This is a genomic window from Vibrio sp. 1CM23M (assembly GCF_023161755.1).
GTDB classification, from domain to species: Bacteria; Pseudomonadota; Gammaproteobacteria; order Enterobacterales; family Vibrionaceae; genus Vibrio; species Vibrio coralliirubri.
The window spans coordinates 50,395-73,449 of the sequence record NZ_JALNTR010000009.1 but is presented as its reverse complement, the minus strand read 5'-3'; the positions used below and the strand labels follow the sequence as shown (position 1 = coordinate 73,449).

Annotated in this window: 19 protein-coding genes; 8 read left to right on the top strand and 11 right to left on the bottom strand. The window is 46.6% G+C overall.

All coding sequences use genetic code 11. The features are described from left to right. Window positions 1-19: 19 nt before the first annotated feature. A complete protein-coding gene (zapB, locus tag MSG35_RS20265; protein ID WP_008219652.1) occupies window positions 20-262 on the top strand; it encodes a cell division protein ZapB in 243 nt (80 codons plus the stop codon). Window positions 263-372: 110 nt separating this feature from the next. Here the strand turns inward: zapB and rraA are convergent, their stop codons facing one another. From rraA to priA, 7 genes are all read right to left on the bottom strand, one after another. After that, a complete protein-coding gene (gene rraA / locus MSG35_RS20260; protein WP_017071322.1) occupies window positions 373-891 on the bottom strand; it encodes a ribonuclease E activity regulator RraA in 519 nt (172 codons plus the stop codon). A 73-nt stretch (window positions 892-964) separates the two neighbouring features. After that, window positions 965-1,882, bottom strand: coding sequence for a 1,4-dihydroxy-2-naphthoate polyprenyltransferase (locus tag MSG35_RS20255; protein WP_050632401.1), 918 nt, complete (start codon window positions 1,880-1,882; stop codon window positions 965-967). Window positions 1,883-2,037: 155 nt separating this feature from the next. Beyond that, entirely contained in the window at window positions 2,038-3,378 is a 1,341-nt protein-coding gene (hslU, locus tag MSG35_RS20250) for an HslU--HslV peptidase ATPase subunit (protein ID WP_017061150.1), read from the bottom strand. A 58-nt stretch (window positions 3,379-3,436) separates the two neighbouring features. Beyond that, entirely contained in the window at window positions 3,437-3,985 is a 549-nt protein-coding gene (gene hslV / locus MSG35_RS20245; RefSeq protein WP_004729692.1) for an ATP-dependent protease subunit HslV, read from the bottom strand. Window positions 3,986-4,210: 225 nt separating this feature from the next. Further along, entirely contained in the window at window positions 4,211-4,750 is a 540-nt protein-coding gene (locus MSG35_RS20240) for an SPOR domain-containing protein (protein ID WP_248384888.1), read from the bottom strand. A gap of 122 nt (window positions 4,751-4,872) precedes the next feature. Then, a complete protein-coding gene (cytR, locus tag MSG35_RS20235) occupies window positions 4,873-5,877 on the bottom strand; it encodes a DNA-binding transcriptional regulator CytR (RefSeq protein ID WP_017103629.1) in 1,005 nt (334 codons plus the stop codon). A gap of 240 nt (window positions 5,878-6,117) precedes the next feature. Continuing rightward, window positions 6,118-8,319: a primosomal protein N' gene (priA, locus tag MSG35_RS20230; RefSeq protein ID WP_248384887.1), complete on the bottom strand. Its 2,202-nt coding sequence runs from the start codon at window positions 8,317-8,319 to the stop codon at window positions 6,118-6,120. Window positions 8,320-8,651: 332 nt separating this feature from the next. On the opposite strand from priA, the gene rpmE reads away from it, so the two are divergent. Together rpmE and MSG35_RS20220 are read left to right on the top strand one after the other, a co-directional pair. Beyond that, window positions 8,652-8,870, top strand: a complete 219-nt coding sequence (gene rpmE, locus MSG35_RS20225) for a 50S ribosomal protein L31 (protein WP_004737142.1) — start codon at window positions 8,652-8,654, stop codon at window positions 8,868-8,870. Between the two features lie 333 nt (window positions 8,871-9,203). After that, the gene (locus tag MSG35_RS20220) at window positions 9,204-10,493 is read left to right on the top strand and encodes a malic enzyme-like NAD(P)-binding protein (RefSeq protein WP_017061144.1); all 1,290 of its coding nucleotides are present in this window, start codon (window positions 9,204-9,206) and stop codon (window positions 10,491-10,493) included. Between the two features lie 165 nt (window positions 10,494-10,658). Here the strand turns inward: MSG35_RS20220 and metJ are convergent, their stop codons facing one another. Beyond that, window positions 10,659-10,979, bottom strand: coding sequence for a met regulon transcriptional regulator MetJ (gene metJ / locus MSG35_RS20215; RefSeq protein WP_004415993.1), 321 nt, complete (start codon window positions 10,977-10,979; stop codon window positions 10,659-10,661). A gap of 208 nt (window positions 10,980-11,187) precedes the next feature. On the opposite strand from metJ, the gene MSG35_RS20210 reads away from it, so the two are divergent. The 3 genes from MSG35_RS20210 (at window position 11,188) to metF (ending at window position 15,959) form a co-directional block, all read left to right on the top strand. Next, the gene (locus MSG35_RS20210) at window positions 11,188-12,369 is read left to right on the top strand and encodes an O-succinylhomoserine (thiol)-lyase (protein ID WP_248384886.1); all 1,182 of its coding nucleotides are present in this window, start codon (window positions 11,188-11,190) and stop codon (window positions 12,367-12,369) included. A gap of 2 nt (window positions 12,370-12,371) precedes the next feature. After that, complete coding sequence (locus MSG35_RS20205; protein WP_248384885.1) at window positions 12,372-14,783, top strand: bifunctional aspartate kinase/homoserine dehydrogenase II; 2,412 nt, start codon at window positions 12,372-12,374, stop codon at window positions 14,781-14,783. Window positions 14,784-15,059: 276 nt separating this feature from the next. Next, complete coding sequence (metF, locus tag MSG35_RS20200; protein WP_004729683.1) at window positions 15,060-15,959, top strand: methylenetetrahydrofolate reductase; 900 nt, start codon at window positions 15,060-15,062, stop codon at window positions 15,957-15,959. A 159-nt stretch (window positions 15,960-16,118) separates the two neighbouring features. On the opposite strand, the gene MSG35_RS20195 is transcribed toward metF, so the two are convergent. The 3 genes from MSG35_RS20195 to argE all read right to left on the bottom strand — a co-directional run bounded on the left by MSG35_RS20195 (window position 16,119) and on the right by argE (window position 21,033). Continuing rightward, complete coding sequence (locus tag MSG35_RS20195) at window positions 16,119-16,658, bottom strand: PadR family transcriptional regulator (RefSeq protein ID WP_017061141.1); 540 nt, start codon at window positions 16,656-16,658, stop codon at window positions 16,119-16,121. 349 nt (window positions 16,659-17,007) lie between these two features. Then, window positions 17,008-19,644: a phosphoenolpyruvate carboxylase gene (ppc, locus tag MSG35_RS20190; RefSeq protein WP_017063683.1), complete on the bottom strand. Its 2,637-nt coding sequence runs from the start codon at window positions 19,642-19,644 to the stop codon at window positions 17,008-17,010. Between the two features lie 252 nt (window positions 19,645-19,896). Next, entirely contained in the window at window positions 19,897-21,033 is a 1,137-nt protein-coding gene (gene argE, locus MSG35_RS20185; RefSeq protein ID WP_004729680.1) for an acetylornithine deacetylase, read from the bottom strand. Between the two features lie 153 nt (window positions 21,034-21,186). On the opposite strand from argE, the gene argC reads away from it, so the two are divergent. Both argC and argB read left to right on the top strand, forming a co-directional pair. Continuing rightward, window positions 21,187-22,191, top strand: coding sequence for an N-acetyl-gamma-glutamyl-phosphate reductase (gene argC, locus MSG35_RS20180; protein ID WP_017063685.1), 1,005 nt, complete (start codon window positions 21,187-21,189; stop codon window positions 22,189-22,191). A gap of 12 nt (window positions 22,192-22,203) precedes the next feature. Continuing rightward, window positions 22,204-22,992: an acetylglutamate kinase gene (argB, locus tag MSG35_RS20175; RefSeq protein ID WP_017063686.1), complete on the top strand. Its 789-nt coding sequence runs from the start codon at window positions 22,204-22,206 to the stop codon at window positions 22,990-22,992. Window positions 22,993-23,055 lie beyond the last annotated feature (63 nt).

The window sequence follows — 23,055 nt, the reverse complement described above, 5'->3', positions numbered from 1 at the left end:
AACTTAAAGGTAGGCCAGAATGTCTTTTGAAGTACTAGAGCAGCTAGAAGCAAAAATTCAAACAGCAGTAGATACAATTGCACTTCTTCAAATGGAAGTGGAAGAGCTTAAAGAAGAGAAACAAGCACTAGCAACAGAAGCTGGTGAGCTTAAAGCAAGCCGTCACGAGCTAGAGCAAAAAACTCAGCAAATGCAGGAAGAGCATTCAGCATGGCAAGATCGCATCCGTAACCTTCTTGGTAAAATGGATGAAGTAGAGTAATCGACTCTTCAGATTTAAAAAAACGCCCGCTACTCAGTAGCGGGCGTTTTTGTTTGCGTTCTAATACTTCGTATTCTTATGCTTTGTTTTAGTATTCAAAGCCGAGTGAGTTACTCGACCTCTTCTTCCTCAACATCCAGATCGAGTTCTACATCTAGAGGTTCGGCTGAAAGAATGATACCGGTGTTGTCGGCGTAGAGGTAATCTTCTGGTAAGAAGGTCACGCTACCAAAGTTCACTGGAACGTCTAACTCACCGACACCCTCTTGGCTCGCACCAACAGGGATAGAAGCCAAGGCTTGGATGCCTAGGTTCATGTCTTCAAGCTCATCGACTTCACGAACGCAGCCGTAAACCACAATCCCTTCCCACTCATTGTCTTCGGCAAGTAGGGCAATCTCAGCATCGATCAGCGCTTTACGCAGTGAGCCGCCACCATCGATTAACAACACACGCCCCAGACCGTCTTGCTCTAGTACAGAGCGAATCAAAGCGTTGTCTTCAAAACACTTTAATGTCGTGATCTGTCCTGCGAAGGATGCACGTCCACCGAAGTTGCTGAACATTGGCTCCACGACATCAACTTGATCCAAATATATGTCGCACAGTGCTGAAGTGTTGTATTCCATTAGTATACCTTTTGAACAATGAGCTTACTTTGAGTATATCGGCGCTTGATCCCTTTGCAATGATTAGTCTCATTTAACTCAATAGAGTTTGAGCTACGACAACCCCTGCAAACAATAGGTTAGTGACCAGTGAGCATTTCACAATCACGGGCATCATTGGTGCAATTTGCGCTGGCTTTTCGGTTTCCCAAACAGCTTTGCCATGCTTGTAAACAATAATAATGCTCAGCAAAAACGGCAGGCTGATCCAGACTGGTTTTTCTTGAATAAGCAGGTAGATAGCGAAAGAAGCAAGGGCGAGGCCAAGCAGAGCAAAATGATAATGCTTGGCTTTGCGTTGCCCTAGGCGAACCGCCATGGTGCGCTTACCGCATTCGCTGTCGTTTTCGATATCACGCATGTTGTTGATATTGAGTACCGCAACCGCCATCAAGCCACAGCCCAATGCCGGAAGGAATAGGCTTGGTTCAACATGACCAGTGTGCAAGAAGTAAGTCCCTGAAACGCCTAACAAACCGAAGAAGATAAATACCGATAAGTCGCCAAGGCCGATATAGCCATAAGGTTTATTACCGACGGTGTAAGCGATGGCAGCAACAATGGCTAATACGCCTAACGCAATGAAAGATAAGATACTTTCAATCGAGGTTAAGGCATGAAAAATAAGAATCAGCCCAGCGACCATGGTAAACACGATGTTGAGGATGATCGCTTGCTTCATGGTTTTCGCTGTTACCGCGCCAGATTGCATGGCACGTGTTGGCCCCAGACGATTTTCGTTGTCTGTGCCTTTTACTGCGTCGCCATAGTCATTGGCTAGGTTCGATAAAATCTGTAATAGGGTGGCGGTTAAAAATGCCAGTAGGGCTATCGATAAAGAAAACTGACCACCGGCGAACGCTAAACTACTTCCTGTAAGAATAGAGACAAGTGCGAGAGGCAGAGTTTTTGGTCGTGCGGCATCAAGCCAGATCAGTAGAGATTGTTTCATCGTAGGTCTAATTCTTTGTAAGTCTTCGTTTCATACTGTGATTTGAGTATACGCCCATTTTTCGGGTAATAAAAAGCCCACTCGAAAGTGGGCCTTGAATTCGCTTATTAGCTGCTATTTCTTTGAGATAGAGCAATAAGTTGGAGTTTCGTGTGCTACAGGATGAAGCGGCTTAGGTCTTCGTCTTCAACGAATTCGCCAAGTTTCGATGTTACGTAAGCTTCATCAATCACTAGCTTGCTGCCAGCTTTGTCTGTTGCTTCGAATGAAATCTCATCCATTAGACGCTCCATCACTGTGTGTAGACGACGCGCACCGATGTTCTCAGTGGTTTCGTTTACGCGCCATGCTGCGTCCGCAATCTGGTTGATGCCATCTTCAGTGAACTCAATGTTGACATCTTCTGTTTTCATTAGGGCAATGTATTGCTCTGTTAGAGATGCTTTTGGCTCAGTCAGGATGCGTTTGAAGTCATGTGCTGATAGTGCTTCAAGTTCTACGCGGATTGGCAGACGACCTTGCAGTTCAGGGATCAGGTCAGATGGCTTAGCCACTTGGAATGCGCCTGATGTGATAAACAAGATGTGGTCAGTTTTAACCATGCCGTGCTTGGTTGATACTGTGCTGCCTTCGATAAGAGGCAGTAGGTCACGCTGAACACCTTCGCGAGATACGTCTGGGCCTGAGCTGTCGCCACGCTTACAGATTTTGTCGATCTCATCGATGAATACGATGCCGTTGTTTTCAGCGTTGAAGATCGCGTTCTCTTTCAGCTCTTCTTGGTTCACAAGCTTCGCAGCTTCTTCTTCCGTCAGTGCTTTGAATGCGTCTTTGATTTTCATCTTACGCTTTTTCTTGGTGTCGCCCGCTAGGTTTTGGAACATGCCTTGCAGCTGGTTTGTCATCTCTTCCATGCCTGGAGGTGACATGATTTCAACGCCCATTTGCGGTGCGGCCACATCAACTTCAATCTCTTTGTCATCTAGCTTACCTTCACGCAGTTTCTTGCGGAAAATCTGACGAGTGTTTGAAGAAGTGGTGTCTTCAGTTGATTGCTCGTTCTGACCCCAAGCATCACGCGCTGGTGGTAGAAGGGCATCAAGAATGCGTTCTTCAGCTTGTTCTTCAGCGCGGTATTGTACTTTTTCCATCGCTTGTTGGTGCGTCATCTTGATGGCAACGTCCGTTAGATCACGGATGATGGTTTCAACTTCTTTACCAACGTAACCCACTTCGGTGAACTTAGTCGCTTCTACCTTGATGAAAGGCGCGTTTGCTAATTTCGCTAGGCGGCGAGCGATTTCAGTTTTACCTACACCCGTTGGGCCAATCATCAGGATGTTTTTTGGCGATACTTCAACACGTAGGCTTTCTTCAAGCTGCATACGGCGCCAGCGGTTACGAAGAGCGATAGCCACTGAGCGCTTAGCGTTGTCTTGGCCGATAATGTGGCGATTGAGTTCGTGAACAATTTCGCGAGGAGTCATCTCAGACATGGTTTTTCCTTAATTCTTTAATCACTGTTGAATACAACGTTATTGATGGAAGCGGTCGTTACTCTGGCTTTGGCAGCTCAACGGTGCTTTCTAGTTCTTCAATAGTGTGGTGATGGTTGGTGAAGACACAGATGTCGCCTGCAATGTTCAGCGACTTCTCTGCGATTTCACGCGCATCTAAATCAGTATTTTCTAATAGTGCAGTAGCTGCTGCTTGAGCAAAGTTACCGCCCGAACCGATCGCAATCAGGTCGTTCTCTGGTTGAACTACGTCACCGTTACCTGTGATGATCAGTGAAGCGGTTTCATCCGCTACTGCTAACAGTGCTTCTAACTTACGTAGAGCACGGTCGCTACGCCAATCCTTCGCTAGCTCAACGGCAGCTTTGGTCAGATGGCCTTGGTGCATTTGCAGCTTGCTTTCAAATTTTTCGAATAGCGTGAAAGCATCAGCAGTACCGCCAGCAAAACCTGCCAGTACTTTGTTGTTGTATAGGCGACGTACTTTACGGGCATTGCCCTTCATTACAGTATTGCCTAGAGATACTTGTCCATCACCCGCGATGACGACTTTATTATTACGACGTACAGATACAATGGTAGTCACGAGTAGGGCCTCTTAATATTTCTTATCTTTGGGTATAAAAAGTATATGAGGATGGCGCTCGGATAATTCAAGGAAGGGTGAGTGATGTCGTGCAAACTTATCGGCAGAAGTTGTAACGAAATTTGGTTAAAGGGGAGGGGGATAAAAGAAAACCTCCACAATGGGAGGCTTTCGCTGTTTGGTTTTCGACTTTTACTAAGACACAGACTGACGCTGAACTTAAAACTAATCAGTGTCTTTCCAAATAGCACAAGGTTCGATTTTCGCTCGTTGCAGCTTATGGCGATCGCGCTCTGCGTCACGCTTCAACTTGTATGGACCTAGAACCACACGGTACCAGCTACTGCCATCTTTCTTGCGGATCTCACTCGAGATACCTTGGAAGGCAATATCCAACTTACGTGCTTCTGCCTGCGACGAGGTTTTGTAAGCGCCACACTGCATGATGTAAGGAATCTTCGAAATTTGTTGCTCTTTGGCTTTCACTTCGATTTCGCGGCTTGGCAGCGTTTCAACGTAGTCCCATTTCTCTTCAGGAGGTGGCGGAATCACTTTCGCTGGTTTTGGCTTAGGTTTTGGTTTGGTTGCCACAGGCGTTGGTGCTGGCGGCTCAGGATCATTACTCAATAGGTAAAGTCCGTAACCAAAACCACCGGCAAGGAGGATCGCCAAAAGACCACTGCGCCAAGGTTTACGGCGAGGGGCTTGTTTTTTGGTCGATTTTTTCGTGCCACGACCGCGCTTTACATAATCTCTATTAGCCACAAGACAATTCAATAGTTGCTGATTCTGCCCTCATGGTAATCCAGATTGCGCGAGGATAATAGTGCAGAAATGGAAGCGGCACATCAAAATGTGCCGCAGATTTGTAAGGGTATTTCTGAGGGTTACATTCGAGGTGGCGCTGTACTGCCTCGAACCACCAATTTAGCTTCAAGCAGACGCGAACCTGCTTGCACATCGTTGCCCTTCAGTAGATCAAGCATCATCAACATCGCTTGGCGTCCAATCTCATAACGAGGCTGAGAAATGGTGGTTAGCGGTGGATCGCAGTATTGAGCGAATTGGATGTCATCGAAGCCGACAATCGATAGGTCTTGAGGAACGCGTAAGCCCAGTTTCTTCGCTTCTTGAATCGCACCAATCGCCATCGCATCGTTGTGACAGAAGATAGCGGTTGGTTGTTCAGGCAGTGCTAGCAATTGACGAACCGCTTGAGCGCCCGCTTCAAAGGTGAAGTCACCGACCGTGCTGTAGGCTGGGTTCATTGAGACTCCGGCGCGACGCAGCGCTTGCTGGTAGCCTTGTTGGCGGAACTTACACAGCGTTGCCGATACGGGTCCTGAGATTTGAGCGATGCGTTTATGACCTAACTGAGCTAGGTAGTTAACCGCTTCAAAGGCAGAGGTCAGGTTATCGATGTGTACCGTAGGCAGTTCAAGCTCAGGGGCAAACTCACACGCCATTACCATCGGCGGTAAATTCTTTTGTTCAGGTTTGCTGACATCAAACGGATGGTCAGTACCCAGCAGCAACATGCCGTCGGCTTGTTTGGTGAAAACTAAGTTAACAAACGAAGACTCGCGCTTTTTTTGCTGGCCGCTATCACCCAGTAGAACAAGGTAATCATTTTCTACTGCGGCATCTTCGATACCACGAATGATCTCGGCGAAATAAGGGTCACAGATATCAGGAACAATAGTGATGATGGTTTTTGATTCGTTGCGACGTAAGTTTCTAGCTAATGTATTGGGTGAGTATCCAGCTTCAAGTACTGCTGTTTCCACTCGTTTGCGAGTCGAAACTGAGACTTTCTCAGGGTTCATCAATGCACGTGATACCGTGGCTGTTGAGACGCCTGCTAGCTGGGCAACATCCTTCATTGTCGCCATAAATTAAACCCTCTTTTAAGTTCCTTTGTCGCCTAAGTATCTAAGGCGTGAATAATAAATGTAATCGAATAGATATTATGAAAGTGTTGCTAACACTTTTTTTATTGCAATATTTTATTCGTTTAATCCGTGTAAAGTTACGGCTAGATTAACAAAAATCACATGACTAGTGTGAAGTTGCTCACGAGAAATATGAAATATTTGTGAACAAACTTATCATTAGTTTTAACCCAAGTGGGTTTAGCTCAAATCTTGCGGTTCAATATCTAGTGACCAACGAACTTTTTTCGCAGCAGGTAACATATTGATGGCCGGCTTGGCACTCATTAATAGTTTCTGCATTAACGAGCGCGTCTGAGTTTGTAAGATTAACTGCCAGCGCGATTTGCCTGCTCGCTTTGCCAGTGGAGCTGGGGTTGGCCCTAGCACCATACAATATTGGTCAAACAGTGGGTGCGATTCCAATGTGTGGCGAACCTGACGTAAGAACTCTTCCACCAAGCGGGTGTCATTGGCTTCTGCTCTAAACAGCGTCATAAAGGTATAGGGCGGTAACATTGCCTGCTTACGTTCTGCCAGCGCCGTCTGAGCAAAGTGGTTATAGTCTTTGTGTAGCAAGGCTTGCAACAACCCATGTTCTGGGTGGTGAGTCTGTAAGATCACCTCACCGGGCTTGCTAGCACGACCTGCGCGTCCCGCAACTTGGATGAATAGCTGGGCAAGACGTTCAGACGCTCGGAAGTCACTGCTATATAAAGAGCCATCCACATCCAATAACGCCACAAGTGTCACGTCAGGGAAATGGTGGCCCTTAGCGAGCATCTGCGTGCCGATAAGAATTTGGAATTCACCCTTACGAATCGACTCTAGTGCGCTTTCTAAACTGCCTTTACGGCGGGTGCTGTCGCGGTCAATACGAATGGTTTTGTATTCAGGGAATAGTTGGCCAAGCTGAGCCTCTAACTGCTCGGTACCGACACCCACTGTCACCAAGTTCGCAGACCCACAACCTTGGCAGTTGTGCACGATATGCTGCTGAGAACCACAGTGGTGGCAGCGCATCTCATTACTGTATTGGTGATAGGTGTAGTAAGCATCACAACGTTTACACTCGGCTGTCCAACCACAATCGTGACACATCAATGCGGGAGAAAAACCTCGGCGATTGAGGAACAGCATCACCTGGTTGCCTGCTTTGAGGTGTCTTTGCATCTCTGCAATTAACGACGCAGACAAACCACTTTCTAGATATTCACCTTTAACATCCAACACCTTATTGGTGGTCGGCAGTGCGACACCCGCACGTGAAGTAAGGGTAAGATAACTGTATTTGCCGATCTGAGCGTTGTGCAGTGTTTCAAAGGCCGGAGTCGCCGAGCCTAACACGACTGGAATCTGCGCTTTATGAGCACGCATGATCGCCACATCACGAGCGTGGTAGCGCAGGCTATCTTGTTGCTTATAAGATGCATCGTGCTCTTCATCGACAATGATAATACCTAGGTCAGCAAATGGCGTGAACAGAGCCGAACGGGTACCAATCACGATGCCCGCTATCTTATCGCGCGCCGATAACCAAGCATTCAGTCGCTCAGAATCGTTTAAACCTGAGTGGATAACCTCAACAGGCACATTAAAGCGTCGCTTAAAGCGGTTAATCGTTTGAGGGGTGAGGCCAATCTCGGGCACGAGCACTAACGCTTGTTTTCCTTGGTCGAGAATCGGCTTAATCATATTCAGGTAAACCTCGGTCTTACCTGAGCCAGTAACGCCCTCTAGCAGAAAACAACCGAAGTCGGTCTGGCTATTTACGGTCGCAATCGCGATGGCTTGTTCGGCATTGAGCTTAGGTTTGTCTTGGTCATTCTCAAGTTCAACCGGCCACGGCTGACGCTTTGGCTTTTTCTCTACCGATTCAATCCAACCTTTCTCTTCTAGCGTTTTGAGTACGGAGCTGCCAACTTCTTCATCAATGAACTCTTGATGAGGAACCGGACCGTGCTCAAGCATGTGCATTACTTTGGCTTGCTTGACCGCGCGACCAAAACCTTGCATCAGTTGGTCTTTGCCTGATGGCGTTAACTGCCACTCAACCAGCGTTGCGAAGTCGGCGGCTTTGCCTTTTCTTAGGGCGCTCGGAAGGGCGTTAGCAAAGGTTTCGCCAAGAGGGTACTGATAAAACTGACTGCACCACATTAACAGTGAATAGACAGATTCCGGCCAAACAGGCTGATTGTCTAATAAGGCTTTAATGGGTTTGAGCTTGTCTAGCTCAAATTCAGATTCGTTAACCAGAGCCGTGACAATGCCGGTTAAGGTTTGTCGTCCAAAAGGCACAGAGACTCGTCCACCAATAATCGGAAATAGGTGGCTTGGAATCTTGTAATCGAACTGCTTGTCGAGTGGAACAGGCAGTGCCACGCGGGCAATCATTGGACGCATAAAGGGACGGCTTTATCTGAGTTGACGAGAGCGAACAGTCTAAAGGATAAGGCGGTTAAATTCGAGAAGCAGTTTGGATGAAGGCGGCGAGTTAGCGTATACCGACAACGACAGCCTGAAATCTCAGGCCGATAAAGGAAATAAAGAGAGAATTGGTGAAAAATGTATCAAATCGGTTGATCCTGCCTTATAGATTCATTACTATACTGCGCCTTAAAGGTATGGCTTCATCACTCTTTTGTGTCGATGCGGTGTCTTTATTTCTTTTTTTAAACTACGTGTGGTGTGCGGCTTAGAATCGTATAGCGACACGGCCTACTTGAGGTTATCCCATGAAAGCTGGAATCCACCCAGAATACAAAGCAGTTACTGCAACTTGTTCTTGCGGCAACACATTTGAGTTCAACTCAACGCTAGCAAAAGAATCAATCCACCTAGACGTATGTGACAAATGTCACCCGTTCTACACTGGTAAGCAACGTATCGTAGATACTGGCGGCCGTGTTGATCGCTTCAACAAGCGTTTCGGTGCTCTTTCTAGCAAGAAGTAATTCTCGCTATTTAGACATGAAAAAGGACACTTCGGTGTCCTTTTTTGTTGCCTGCAATTTGAGAAAGCACTGACTTTCATTCAAGCTTCAATCCCGCCTAACGATAAGTTGCCTACCTTTCTATTGCAGGGCAATTCCTTGCGTATCTCTCTGCACCAAAATTCAGCACGAAACTTCAACAAGCGATAGTAATTTCAACTGCTCACTGGTCTTATTAGTAGTGAAATCTCGTTTTTTAATGAGACAGAGGCTCCAACCACCTAGGAACTTTGAAGTACATCCATTAACATGAACAAGATCCCCCAAATAATAATATCCTAGGAACCTACACCTATGTCTGAAGACAGCAGCCAAGCTCAATCCTCTCAAGAATTATCACCTCAAGAACAATTCCGTCAGCAAGCTCTTGATTACCATGAGTTCCCAATTCCAGGCAAAATTGCCGTAGAACTGACGAAGCCTGCAAACTCTGCAGAAGACCTAGCACTTGCATACAGCCCAGGCGTGGCTGAGCCTGTTCGCGAGATCGCACAGAACGTTGATAACGTTTATAAGTACACAGGTAAAGGCAACATGGTTGCAGTTATCTCTAACGGTACAGCGATTCTTGGCCTAGGTAACCTTGGCCCTATTGCCTCTAAACCAGTTATGGAAGGTAAAGCGCTCCTGTTTAAGCGTTTTGCTGGTTTAGATTCTATCGATATTGAAGTAAAACACCGCACAATCGATGAGTTCGTTGATACGGTTGCGAATATCGCAGATACATTCGGCGGTATTAACCTAGAAGACATCAAAGCACCAGACTGTTTTGAGATTGAACGTCGCCTGATTGAACGTTGTGATGTTCCGGTATTCCACGATGACCAACACGGTACAGCGATTGTAACGGCAGCGGGTATGCTGAACGCGATCGAGCTTCAAGGTAAGAAACTTGAAGAGTGTAAGATCGTTTGTTTAGGTGCTGGCGCAGCAGCGGTTGCTTGTATGGAACTACTGATTAAGTGTGGCGCTCAGCGTGAGAAGATCTACATGCTTGACCGTAAAGGTGTGATCCACACTCGTCGTGATGATCTAAACGAATACAAAGAGCTGTTCGCAAATAACACTGACAAGCGCACGCTTGAAGATGTTATCGAAGGCGCTGACCTGTTCTTGGGTGTATCGGGTCCTAACCTACTGCCTGCTGAAGCACTAACGCTGATGGCAGATAAGCCAGTTGTGTTTGCATGTTCAAACCCAGATCCAGAGATCAAGCCTGAGCTTGCACACGAAGTTCGTTCTGACCTAATCATGGGTACAGGCCGTAGTGATTACCCTAACCAAGTAAACAACGTACTTTGTTTCCCATTCATTTTCCGTGGTGCACTAGACGTGCGTGCGAGCGAAATTAATGACGAAATGAAGCTGGCGGCGGTTAAAGCGATTCGTGAACTGGCGAAAGAAGAAGTTCCAGCTGAAGTACTAGCAGCTGCGGGCGAGACTGCACTGGAGTTCGGTAAGGGTTACATCATTCCTAAGCCAATGGACCCACGTCTACTTCCTCGCGTAGCACGAGCAGTTGCGGAAGCGGCTGTTGAATCTGGCGTAGCTCGTATCGAGATGCCTGCTAACTATATGGCATAATAGCTGTTGCTCTATTGAGCGAAAAAGAATAATAAAAAACCGACTCATAGGAGGCGGTTTTTTTATGTCTATCATTCACAGCGCAGTCATAAAAACGCAATGCGTGATGTGATAAATAGGGTCAGCTATAGCGAATCAATAATGAAGGCAGTGACTGAATTGTTTTTATTCTTCGTCAAACGCTTCGAACTCGATACCCATTTCTGTCATTAGTTTTTTCACTTCAGCAGGGATATCGTCAGGACGATCTTTACGAAGGTCTTCATCCGTTGGTAGTGGTTGGCCTGTGTACGCATGTAGAAAGGCTTCGCACAGTAGCTCACTGTTTGTTGCATGGCGTAGGTTATTAATCTGGCGGCGAGTACGCTCGTCAGTAAGAACCTTTAACACTTTTAGAGGGATAGAAACTGTAATTTTCTTTACTTGTTCGCTTTTCTTTCCATGCTCAGCATATGGGCTTATGTATTCACCATTCCAGTCGGCCATTGCGTACCTTCATCACTTTAGTTGTTAGAATAAATTAATAGTGGTGATTTTAGCGGGATTTACTGCCATAAGCAAAGACATATAGACGTCTAGAAGTGTTGACGTCTCACGTTTATGAAAGTAAAGTGAATAACATATATCTAACACAGCCGCAAAATGCCGACAAGCAGCTGTGATTCTCAGACGCAAAACTTGTAAGGAAGCACCTATGAGCAGCCGGAAGCCAGCAACAATCGCAGTACGTACTGGTATCGAGTCAGACACGCAACACCATGCCGTTGTCCCACCCATTTATCTTTCGACTAACTATGGGTTCCCCGCTTTTGGTGAAGTGCCAAAGTACGATTACACCCGTTCTGGTAACCCAAACCGCGGTTTATTAGAGACGGCACTGTTTGAGCTTGAATCAGGCAAAGGCGCGGTTGTGACTAACTGCGGTACTTCGGCGCTTAACTTATGGGTTTCGGCTTTCTTAGGCGGCGATGATCTTATTATTGCACCGCACGACTGCTACGGCGGTACTTACCGTCTGTTTAACACTCGCTCGCTAAAAGGTGATTTTAAAGTTCTATTCGTTGATCAATCGGATCAAGCCGCGCTGGATGCAGCGATCGCGCTTAAGCCAAAGTTGATCTTAATCGAAACCCCATCGAATCCACTGGTTCGTGTGGTTGATATTGCAGAAACTTGCCGTAAAGCGAAAGAGGTTGGTGCTCTGGTTGCTGTCGACAACACGTTTTTGACACCTGTGTTCCAAAAGCCTTTAGAGCTGGGGGCTGATTTTGTTATCCACTCAACCACTAAGTACATCAATGGACACTCAGATGTCATTGGTGGCGTTGTGGTCACTAAGACAGAAGAGCATGCTGAAGAGCTAGCATGGTGGGGCAACTGTATTGGTGCGACCGGCACACCATTTGATAGCTACATGACTTTACGTGGTATTCGTACGCTAGGTGCGCGTATGCGAGTTCACGAAGAAAGCTCACGTGAGATTCTAGCGTCTCTGCAACAACAAGATCTCGTCGGCACTATTTACCACCCAAGCCTTCCTGAACATCCGGGTCATGATATCGCGAAGAAACAACAATCGGGCTTTGGCTCAATGCTCAGCTTTGAGTTTGCGGGCTCATTCGAGGCGCTTAAATACTTTGTTGATAAGTTAGAGCTATTTTCCTTGGCAGAATCATTGGGTGGTGTTGAAAGCCTGATTTGTCACCCTGCGTCGATGACTCACCGTGCGATGGGTGAAGAAGCCTTAGCAGAAGCGGGTGTTTCTCAGCAACTACTGCGTCTATCTGTTGGCCTTGAAGATGCAGAAGACCTAATCGATGACCTCACGCAAGCGTTTGAAAGAACACAGCGCTTTATCGCTGAAGGGGAGGGTTAATAATGGCAACCTTTCGCCAGCTACATAAATTTGGTGGCAGCAGTTTAGCAAACCCTGAATGTTACCAACGCGTGGTCAACATTCTTAGAGAATACTCATCAGCAACTGATTTGGTGGTGGTATCGGCAGCAGGTAAAACAACCAACCGTTTAATTGAGTTCGTTGAAGCGCTCGACAAAGATGGTCGTATTGCCCATGAATGCCTACAAGCACTTCGTCAGTTCCAACTCGATCTGATTGAAGCACTGCTTGAGGGTGAATCAGCCGCACAACTTACTGCAACCATTCAACAAGAATTTACCGCTTTGGGTGAGCTAACGGCTCCCTTGAGCGAAGCACAAAAAGCAAAAGTGCTTGGACACGGTGAGGTTTGGTCTTCACGTCTACTCGCGGCTTTGTTGTGCCAACATGATTTACAAGCCGTTGCTCAAGATGCGCGTGCTTTTTTACGTGCAGAAGTGGGCGCTCAGCCTGAAGTCGACCGCGCACGTTCTTACCCTCTGATTAAAGAAGCTCTGGCGCAGCATGCACATTGCCGCGTGGTGATTACGGGCTTTATGGCTCAGAACTGCGAGGGTGAAACCGTACTGCTTGGTCGCAACGGTTCGGATTACTCAGCGACCGTGATTGGTGCTTTGGCTGAAGTTGAACGCGTGACGATTTGGAGTGATGTGGCGGGCGTTTACAGCGCTGACCCTCGTCTGGTTTCAGATGCGTGTCTATTGCCTCTACTTCGCCTTGATGAAGCCAGCGAATTGGCTCGTCTTGCCGCTCCAGTGCTTCACAGCCGAACGCTACAGCCTGTGGCTCAAAGTGCTATGGATCTCAGCTTACGCTGCAGCTATCAGCCGGAGGCGGGCTCTACACAGATCGAGCGTGTACTGGCATCGGGTCGTGGCGCAAAAATCATTACCTCTTTGGATGAAGTGCTTATCGTGCAACTGACCTTTAGTCACGGCCATGATTTCGACCGTCTAGAGAGTGAAGTGCTTGAAGGGCTTAAGCGTGCTCAACTTGAGCCGCTTGCTTATGAGCTTGAACCGGATCAACACTGTTTGCGTCTTGCCTACACAGAAGAGATCGCTGGTGGTGCATTAGAATATCTCCAAGACCATGCGATTGAAGCTGAGATTAAGCTAAAAGAAGGTTTCTCTCTGATTGCTGCAGTGGGTGCGGGTGTGACTAAGAACCCGAACCATTGCTACGGTTTCTACCAGCAGCTTAAGAGCTCTCCGGTTGAGTTCATCTCAGAAGCGAACTCAGGCTTAAGCTTGGTGGCTGTGATTCGTAAGAGTGAAACATCAAGTCTAGTGAAAGGCATTCATTCTCAACTGTTCCAAGCGCAGAAGCGTGTTGCGATTGCCTTGTGTGGTAAGGGCAATATTGGTTCAAGCTGGTTAAGCCTGTTTGCTGAGCAAAAAGCGGAACTTGAAAAGCGCCGTGGAATGAACTTTGAATTGGTTGCCGTGGTTGATAGCCAAACCTATTGGTTCGACGATCAAGGCATTGATGCGACTTCGGTAGGTAAGCGCTTTGACGACGAAGCGATTGCTAACAATGGTAACGACTGGTTAGAGCGTTTGGGCTCTATTCAAGGTTATGACGAAGCAGTGGTTCTGGATGTGACTGCGAGCCCAGTGCTTGCAGCAAAGTATCTGCAAATCGCACAACAAGGTATTCACCTAATCTCGGCGAACAAGGTGGCAGGTTCTGCATCGAGCGAGTATTACCATCAAGTACAAGATGCTTTCGCTAAGATCAGCCGTCATTGGTTGTACAACGCGACAGTGGGTGCTGGATTGCCGATTAACCACACGGTACGTGACCTACGTGAAAGTGGCGATGACATCATTGCGTTGTCTGGCATTTTCTCGGGCACGTTGTCTTGGTTGTTCCAACAGTTTGATGGCACCGTGCCGTTCAGCGAGTTGGTTGACTTAGCATGGCAACAAGGCCTTACGGAACCTGACCCTCGTGCTGACCTAGATGGCTCAGACGTGATGCGTAAGCTGGTGATTCTGGCGCGTGAATCTGGTTTGGATATCGAACCTGAAAACGTAAAAGTGGAATCGCTCGTACCTGCAGAGCTGCAAGATCTATCTGTGGATGACTTCTTCGACAAAGCTTCTGTACTGAGCGAAGAGCTGGCTGAGCGTTTAGAGAAAGCGCACTCTCAACAGAAAGTTCTGCGTTACGTAGCGCGTTTGGAGAAGAACGGTAAGGCAACCGTAGGCGTTGAAGCACTGTCTAAAGAACATGCTCTGGCGAACTTGTTGCCTTGCGACAACATCTTTGCGATTGAGAGCAAATGGTACAAAGATAATCCATTGGTTATCCGTGGCCCAGGTGCAGGACGTGAAGTCACAGCTGGTGCAATTCAATCTGACCTAAACAGAATGTCTAGCCTGTTCTGATACTCAGATCGGTTGGTTTAGTGTCTAAATGGCATACTATTCACTAAGATAAATAAGGCTGAAAGCACGATGTGTTTTTCAGCCTTTTTTCTACATTATTTCTGCTTTGCGACCCATCTAACGACTTGAGTTTTACTCACGATCTACTTGAGAAAAATTCATAATGGATCTGTTGACATTAAATCGTATTCAATACATTCTACAGACATATAGACGTCTAAACGTCGTTTAAGGATTTGAGTTTTTAGTGGTTGCTTTTGCCACAGGGAGAGTAAGATGGGATACACACACGCTAGTCATATCGACGCTTTAAATCAGAATATCGCTGAGCTTTCTGACAACATCAATGTGTCATTTGAGTTTTTTCCACCGAGCAGTGAGAAGATGGAAGAGACCCTGTGGAACTCTGTTCACCGTCTTAAAACACTTCAACCAAAATTTGTATCGGTAACTTACGGTGCAAACTCGGGCGAACGTGACCGTACCCACTCAATCATTAAAGAAATTAAAAACCAAACTGGCCTAGTGGCTGCACCGCACTTAACGTGTATTGATGCGAGTCGCGAAGAGCTGATTCAAATTGCCGACGATTACTGGGCAAATGGTATCGAGAGTATTGTTGCGCTGCGTGGTGACATTCCAGCAGGCGGCGGCGCGCCAGAGATGTACGCATCTGATTTGGTTGAGCTACTTAAATCTCGCCACGATTTTGATATCTCAGTAGCGGCATTCCCTGAGGTTCACCCTGAAGCAAAAAGCGCTCAATCTGACCTTATTAACCTAAAGCGTAAAGTGGATGCGGGTGCTAACCGTGCAATCACTCAGTTCTTCTTTGATGTAGAAAGCTACCTACGTTTCCGTGACCGTTGTGTTGCGGCTGGTGTGGATGTTGAGATTGTACCGGGCATCTTACCGGTTTCTAACTTCAAGCAAGCGTCTCGCTTTGCAGCGATGAACAACGTAAAAGTACCTGGCTGGATGGCGAAGCAGTTCGAAGGTTTGGATGATGATCCAACCACTCGTCAGTTAGTAGGTGCTAGCCAAGCGATTGATATGGTTCGTACGCTGAGCCGTGAAGGTGTGAAAGATTTCCACTTCTACACGCTAAATCGTGCAGAAATGACTTACGCACTTTGCCATACGCTAGGTGTTCGTCCACAAGTCGCTGCGCTTTAAGCAAAGTCTAAGAAGTAAAGCCTAAGCACTTGTAAAAAGCCTCTGGCAGTAACATTTCAAATCCTATAGATACAAAAAAGGCTTGGACTCATAGAGTTCAAGCCTTTTGCTTTTCTAGCTTCTAGCTTCTAGCTTCTAGCTTCTAGCTTCTAGCTTAACTTAAGCTAGAGCGCCAAGTTCAAGCAGTACTTCTTCAGCCCATACAATCCATGCTTCACGGATAAGTAGGTTACGACGAAGTGTTAGACGCTCAAGGCGTGCTTGCTTGTCTAGTGTTGATGGCGTTGCGTAGTAAGCCGCTTCGATTTCACGGTAGTGAGAAACCAGTTTGCGAGACTCTTCTACTAGCTCAGCAAGTTGTACACGGTAAGCGTCAGAAGGTTGTACAGCACAAGCCATTAGCTTAGCTGAGAACTCGTCACGAACGGTTGGGTGTGCAGTTGGTTGTTCAAACCATTCACCTAGCGCGCCACGGCCAGCATCAGTGATAGAGTAAACTTTACGATCAGGTTTGCCTTCTTGAGGCTCAAGCACGCAAGTTACCTGGTCGTTCTGAGCCATTTTATTTAGCTCGCGGTAAACTTGTTGATGGCTAGCTTTCCAGAAGTAACCAATGCTTGCGGAGAATTCTTTTGTGATATCGTAACCAGTAGCATCGCGTGTACTTAAAACGGTTAGAATTACGTGTGGTAATGACATGTCTGAAATCCAAATGGTAAACAGTAAACAAATACTTAAACAACAAGTGTGCTTCTAATGGCACGTTATATTGGTTATGTCTAAGTAGCACCAACTCATCGGTTGGTTATGTCACCTTACAAAGCCGTTTATCACCTAGGTTGACCAGTTTATTGGTCAAATTGCTGCAGATTATTTTTCTGGAGTGTTTCCGCAGCGGAGCAGTAGTATATCTAAATAATAAGCATAAAGTAGAATACATGGACAAAATAACCCAAAAAACTGACAAAATACTCACTAGTGGTTATTTTGCAAAATAAAAAGGTCGCACGTGGCGACCTTTTGTTCTTTTTATAGTAGGAATCACTAATTAACCTGTGTTTCGCATACCTGCTGCAATGCCTGCAATCGTCACCATTAGCGCTTCTTCGAGCTCTGCTGGTGGTGTTTCACACTTACGAGTACGGTAAAGCAGTTCTGCTTGAAGCATGTTTAGTGGCTCAACGTAGATGTTACGTAGGCGAATCGACTCAAGCCCCCAAGGGTCGCTCTGCATCAAGTTCTCGTTATTTTCTACATTCAGTACCGCTTTGATGTCTTTTTGTAGCTGTTCACGCAGTAACTCACCCAGAGGTAATAGCTCTTCGTCAACAAGACGTTGATCGTAGTACTTCGCAATTTCCATGTTGCACTTCGAGTACACCATTTCCAACATACCCAGACGAGTTGAGAAGAATGGCCATTCACGACACATCTCTTCAAGTAGCGCTTGATGGCCTTGGTCAACTGAGTATTGAATCGCTTCACCAGCACCTAACCATGCAGGAAGTACCAAACGGTTTTGGCTCCAAGAGAAGATCCATGGAATTGCACGTAGGCTTTCTACGCCGCCATTCGGGTTACGTTTCGCAGGGCGAGAACCAAGAGGCAGTTTACCTAGCTCCAGTTCAGGCGTCGCTTGACGGAAGTAAGGTACAAATTTCTCTTCGCCACGAACCACGTTACGGTAAGCCTCACAAGAGACTTGAGATAGCACTTCCATTAGGTCGCGCCACTCTTGTTTAGGCTCAGGTGGCGGTAGAAGGTTCGCTTCTAGAATCGCACTTGCGTATAGGTTGAAGCTGTTTACCGCTACATCTGGCAAGCCAAGCTTAAAGCGGATCATTTCACCTTGCTCAGTTACACGTAAGCCGCCTTTCAAGCTCTTAGGTGGCTGAGAAAGAAGAGCAGCGTGCGCCGGAGCACCACCACGACCAACAGTACCGCCACGACCGTGGAATAGAGTCAGTTCAATGCCTTCTTCGTCGCAAACCTTAACCAGCTTGTCCATCGCATCGTACTGAGCCCAACCTGCAGACATAACGCCGGCATCTTTTGCTGAGTCAGAGTATCCGATCATTACCATTTGGTGGTTCTGGATAAAGCCACGGTACAAGTCGATGCTCATTAGCTGTTTCATTACCGCTTCTGAGTTGTTCAAGTCGTCTAGCGTTTCGAACAGTGGGCATACGTCCATGCGGTACGGGCAACCACACTCTTGCAGCAGCAAGTGAACAGCCAGTACATCCGATGCAGTGCGAGCCATAGAAATCACGTAAGCACCGAAGGCTTCACGAGGTTGAGCAGCAATGACCTTACAGGTGTCCAAAACCTCTTTAACCTGTTCAGATGGCTCCCAATCACGAGGAAGTAGTGGGCGTTTTGAGCTTAATTCATTGGTTAAGAAAGCAATCTTGTCTTGCTCGCTCCACTGGTCGTAGTCGCCAATGCCTAGGTAGCGAGTCAGTTCAGACAGCACATCTGAATGACGTGTACTTTCTTGACGAACATCGAGACGCACTAGGTGTACACCGAATGCTTTTAGGCGGCGCAAGGTATCAAGTAGAGAACCGTCTGCGATTACGCCCATGCCACATTCGTGCAGCGATTGGTAACACGCGTAAAGCGGTGTCCAAAGTTGGTCGATGTTCTGTAGTGTTTCTTTCTTCGGTACTTCAGCATCATGCAGTTTTGCATCAAGCACTTCTAACGTGTTGTTCAGCAGAGTACGTAGGCTCTTTAGGATTGCACGGTAAGCTTCATGCTCATCACCCGCTAGTTCACGAACGGCATCATTACACTTAGTCATCGACAGTTCGGTAATCAGCTCGTTTACGTCACCTAGGTAAAGGTCAGCGGCTTTCCAGCGAGATAGGCGCAGCACTTCTTTGGTGATGGTGTGCGTTACGAATGGGTTACCATCGCGGTCGCCGCCCATCCAAGATGAGAAGTGTACCGGGCGCGCATCAATTGGCAGGCCTTCACCAAGGTAGCCTTTTAGTCGACCGTCCATTTCACGTAGGAAATCTGGTACAGCTTCCCACAGTGAGTTTTCAACAACCGCAAAGCCCCATTTTGCTTCATCAAGTGGCGTAGGGCGTTGCTGACGAATCACATCTGAGTGCCAACCTTGAGCGATAAGTTGCTCTAGGCGACGTTCTGTTTTGACACGTTCTTTGTGTGATAGGTCGCTTAATTCTAATTTAGACAGACACTCGTTGATCTTAACTAGCTTGTTGATCATGGTGCGACGAGTGATTTCTGTTGGGTGTGCAGTCAGAACGAGTTCAATGTTCAGGTCGCGAACGGCTTGAGCAGCATCTAGCTTGCTGATGTCATTCTGGTTTAATTTGGAAAATAGAGATTGCAGCACGTCTGGTTCGCAAACATGCTCCTCACAATGGCGAGAGATGGTGTGGTACTGCTCTGCCATGTTGGTGAGGTTGAGAAATTGGTTAAATGCACGAGCAACAGGAGTGAGTTGTTCGTTCGGCAGGTTTTTGATTTCTTCAACTAGGCTGTCACGGTCAGCTTTGTTGCCTGCGCGGGCGGATTTGGAAAGTTTACGGATAGTCTCCACTTTCTCTAAGATAACGTCACCATGTGCATCTTGGATTGTGTTACCTAGCAAGCGTCCCAGCATGCTTACGTTACTCTTGAGAGCGGCGTATTTCTCGTTCATTGTCATCCTGCCTCGTAAAAAAATTACATCCATTGTTCCTTGTTAAGTACACAATCTAGCGAAAAGTGCTGTATCTAGTCAAATAAAGCATTCTAAGTTTGCAATTATTAGTTTTCGAAATGCGGGAGAAGTAAATTTTCCAATAGTTCGGAATTAAAGTGAAATTTAATTACAAGATCAGGCTGTGTCAGGGATGGCAGAATAAAAGCCACCTTTTTGGGTGGCTTTTATACGAAAATATTGGAAGAAAAGTAATAACTAGAAACAATATTTACGGATCGATTTACTCAGAACATCAATCGTTGGATCGATAAAATCGAAGCTTAGGAACTCATCTGGTTGGTGAGCTTGGTCGATTGAGCCCGGCCCCAGCACTAAGGTTGGGCAAAGTTCTTGAAGGAAAGGTGCCTCAGTACAGTAGTTCACAGTTTGTGATTCAATCTCACAAACGGATTCCATGCCACCGATAAACGGATGGTCGTGTTGGCACTCATAACCCGGAATAGGTTCGTGCAGTGGCGTAATCTCAATTCTACCCGGCCATTTTGCTTCTACTTCTTTAAGTGCGCTGCGCAGCATGTTATCCAAGCCATCTAAGCTGATGCCCGGTAAAGGACGCACATCATAGTGTAGTTCACAGCAACCACAGATACGGTTGGCACTGTCGCCACCGTGAATATGGCCAAGGTTTAGCGTTGGGCTTGGAATTGCGAAACCCGGGTGGTGATACTCTTTAACTAGCTTGTCACGCAGCTGCATTAAAGCGAACAACACTTCATGCATGATCTCGATGGCGTTGACACCTAATGCAGGATCAGAAGAGTGACCTGATTTACCCGTTACTCGCACAGCATTAGCAACATGGCCTTTATGACCACGAATCGGCACAAGGCTGGTTGGCTCACCAATAATGCAGTAATCCGGTTTAAACGGTGCATTTTCAGTGAAATGACGCGCACCCAACATGGTGGTCTCTTCGTCACAGGTTGCCAATACATATAGCGGCTTGGTCTGTTTGCTCCAATCCATCTTCTTTGCCGCTTCATAAACGAAAGCGAAAAAGCCTTTCATATCGGCCGTGCCTAATCCATAGAAGCGATTGTTGTGCTCTGTTAGTGCGTGAGGGTCGAAGTTCCAACGTCCTTCATCAAATGGCACTGTGTCGCTGTGTCCTGCGAGTAGCAAGCCACCTTCGCCCGATCCCATCTTAGCGACCATATTATGCTTGCCGGGTTCGACTTCCACGACTTCAACGCTAAAGCCTACGTCTTTAAACCATTGAGCCATTTTTTCGATCACTTTCTCGTTGCCATGATCCCAGCTTGGATCGGTCGAGCTAATAGAGTCTGTGGAAATTAGGCCTTTGTAGACCTCAAGAAAACTCGGTAATTGCATAATAACTTCACTTCTACTATTGACAGGAAAACCATAAGTCGGTAAAACACATATTAAATCATATTTAATGCATAAGAAATCAAATAAAGCTAAAAATTAAGTATGAATAGTCAAATTTGAAATGTAACTTACCTCAGAAATGGATGTGTTGAGATGTTGAAAACCACGATCATTGGCGCAAGCGGCTACACAGGAGCAGAACTGGCTCTAATGATAAACAGACACCCTGAGCTCACGCTATCAGGTTTATATGTCTCAGCCAATAGTGTAGACGCAGGTAAACCTATTGCGGCACTGCACGGTAAGTTAGCTGGTTTGATTGATATGCCAGTACAACCTTTAACAAATCCGGAAGAAGTAGCTAAACAGTCTGATGTGATTTTCTTAGCAACAGCACACGAGGTCAGTCACGACCTAGCGCCAATCTTTCTAGAGAACGATTGCCAAGTGTTCGACCTATCGGGTGCATTCAGAGTTAAAGGCGAAAACTTCTATCAAGAGTTTTACGGTTTTGAACATCAACACGAACAATGGCTAGACAAAGCGGCTTACGGTTTAGCGGAATGGAACGAACAAGAAATTAAAGAAGCTCAGCTTGTCGCTGTCGCGGGTTGTTACCCAACGGCATCACAACTGGCGATTAAGCCTTTGGTTGAAGCCAAGTTACTGGATGAAAACCAGTGGCCAGTGATTAACGCGACTAGCGGTGTTACTGGTGCAGGCCGCAAGGCGACGATGGTTAACAGCTTCTGCGAAGTAAGCCTGCAAGCTTATGGCGTCTTCAATCACCGTCATCAACCTGAAATGGCTGCACATTTAGGATGTGATGTGATTTTCACTCCACACCTCGGCAACTTTAAGCGCGGTATTTTGGCGACCATCACCATGAAATTGGCTGAAGGCGTGACAGAGCAACAGATACAAGATGCCTTTGAGCAAGCTTACCAAGGTAAACCTGCGGTGAGATTACTCGAAGAGACATTGCCAAGAATTCAAGATGTAGAACAGACGCCTTTCTGCGACTTAGGTTGGAAGGTTCAAGGTCAGCACATCATCGTTGTTTCAGCGATTGATAACTTATTAAAGGGTGCATCTAGCCAAGCGATGCAGTGTTTGAATTTACGTTATGGTTTTGCGCCATTAACTGCGTTAGTGTAAGGAAATCTAGATATGAGCCTTAATAATCAACCATTAATCATAAAGTTAGGTGGCGCTGCGCTATCTTGTGGTGAAACACTTAGCAAGTTATTTGGTGCGATCTCTGCTTACCAACAACAGGCACAACGACCAATCGTGATTGTTCACGGCGGCGGTTACCTTGTTGATGATTTGATGAATAAGTTGAACCTCGAAACCGTTAAGAAAGAAGGGCTACGTGTTACTCCTTATGACCAGATCCCTGTGATCGCTGGTGCACTAGCAGGCACGGCCAACAAACTACTTCAAGGTCAGGCAATTAAAGACGGTATCAATGCCGTTGGTTTGAGCCTTGCAGATGGTGGTTTATGCAAAGTGAGTGAACTGAACCCTGAACTGGGCGCGGTAGGAAAAGCGGAGCCGGGCGACTCAACCGTTCTGCAAGCGATTCTTAATGCGGGCGCACTGCCAATCATCAGCTCAATTGGTCTAACTGAACAAGGCCAACTGATGAACGTCAATGCCGACCAAGCTGCGGTTGCCGTTGCTGGCGCACTTGATGCTGAACTGGTTCTTCTTTCTGATGTAAGTGGTGTGTTGGATGGCAAAGGCCACCTCATTCCAAGCCTTAACCAACAACAAGCCGATGATCTTATTGCCGGCAAAGTGATTACCGACGGCATGATCGTTAAGGTTCAAGCTGCACTAGAGGCCGCTAACGACCTTGGACGACCAATCGAAGTTGCCACTTGGCGATACCCAGAAAAGCTAACACAACTGTTTTCAGGTAAAAGCATAGGAACACAGTTTTTACCTCAGTAGGTCTCACAACGAGTCACTACTTAAAGAATTTAGACAAATTAAATAAACATATAATTATGAAGT

Bases quoted from the DNA above. Each gene is read 5' to 3' on its own strand.
- metF (WP_004729683.1), top strand. From the start codon at position 15,060: ATGGGATACACACACGCTAGTCATATCGACGCTTTAAATCAGAATATC.
- MSG35_RS20220 (WP_017061144.1), top strand. From the start codon at position 9,204: ATGTCTGAAGACAGCAGCCAAGCTCAATCCTCTCAAGAATTATCACCT.
- rraA (WP_017071322.1), bottom strand. From the start codon at position 891: ATGGAATACAACACTTCAGCACTGTGCGACATATATTTGGATCAAGTT.
- cytR (WP_017103629.1), bottom strand. From the start codon at position 5,877: ATGGCGACAATGAAGGATGTTGCCCAGCTAGCAGGCGTCTCAACAGCC.
- hslU (WP_017061150.1), bottom strand. From the start codon at position 3,378: ATGTCTGAGATGACTCCTCGCGAAATTGTTCACGAACTCAATCGCCAC.
- argE (WP_004729680.1), bottom strand. From the start codon at position 21,033: ATGCAATTACCGAGTTTTCTTGAGGTCTACAAAGGCCTAATTTCCACA.
- zapB (WP_008219652.1), top strand. From the start codon at position 20: ATGTCTTTTGAAGTACTAGAGCAGCTAGAAGCAAAAATTCAAACAGCA.
- ppc (WP_017063683.1), bottom strand. From the start codon at position 19,644: ATGACAATGAACGAGAAATACGCCGCTCTCAAGAGTAACGTAAGCATG.
- MSG35_RS20255 (WP_050632401.1), bottom strand. From the start codon at position 1,882: ATGAAACAATCTCTACTGATCTGGCTTGATGCCGCACGACCAAAAACT.
- metJ (WP_004415993.1), bottom strand. From the start codon at position 10,979: ATGGCCGACTGGAATGGTGAATACATAAGCCCATATGCTGAGCATGGA.
- MSG35_RS20205 (WP_248384885.1), top strand. From the start codon at position 12,372: ATGGCAACCTTTCGCCAGCTACATAAATTTGGTGGCAGCAGTTTAGCA.
- MSG35_RS20210 (WP_248384886.1), top strand. From the start codon at position 11,188: ATGAGCAGCCGGAAGCCAGCAACAATCGCAGTACGTACTGGTATCGAG.
- MSG35_RS20195 (WP_017061141.1), bottom strand. From the start codon at position 16,658: ATGTCATTACCACACGTAATTCTAACCGTTTTAAGTACACGCGATGCT.
- argB (WP_017063686.1), top strand. From the start codon at position 22,204: ATGAGCCTTAATAATCAACCATTAATCATAAAGTTAGGTGGCGCTGCG.
- priA (WP_248384887.1), bottom strand. From the start codon at position 8,319: ATGCGTCCAATGATTGCCCGCGTGGCACTGCCTGTTCCACTCGACAAG.
- argC (WP_017063685.1), top strand. From the start codon at position 21,187: ATGTTGAAAACCACGATCATTGGCGCAAGCGGCTACACAGGAGCAGAA.
- rpmE (WP_004737142.1), top strand. From the start codon at position 8,652: ATGAAAGCTGGAATCCACCCAGAATACAAAGCAGTTACTGCAACTTGT.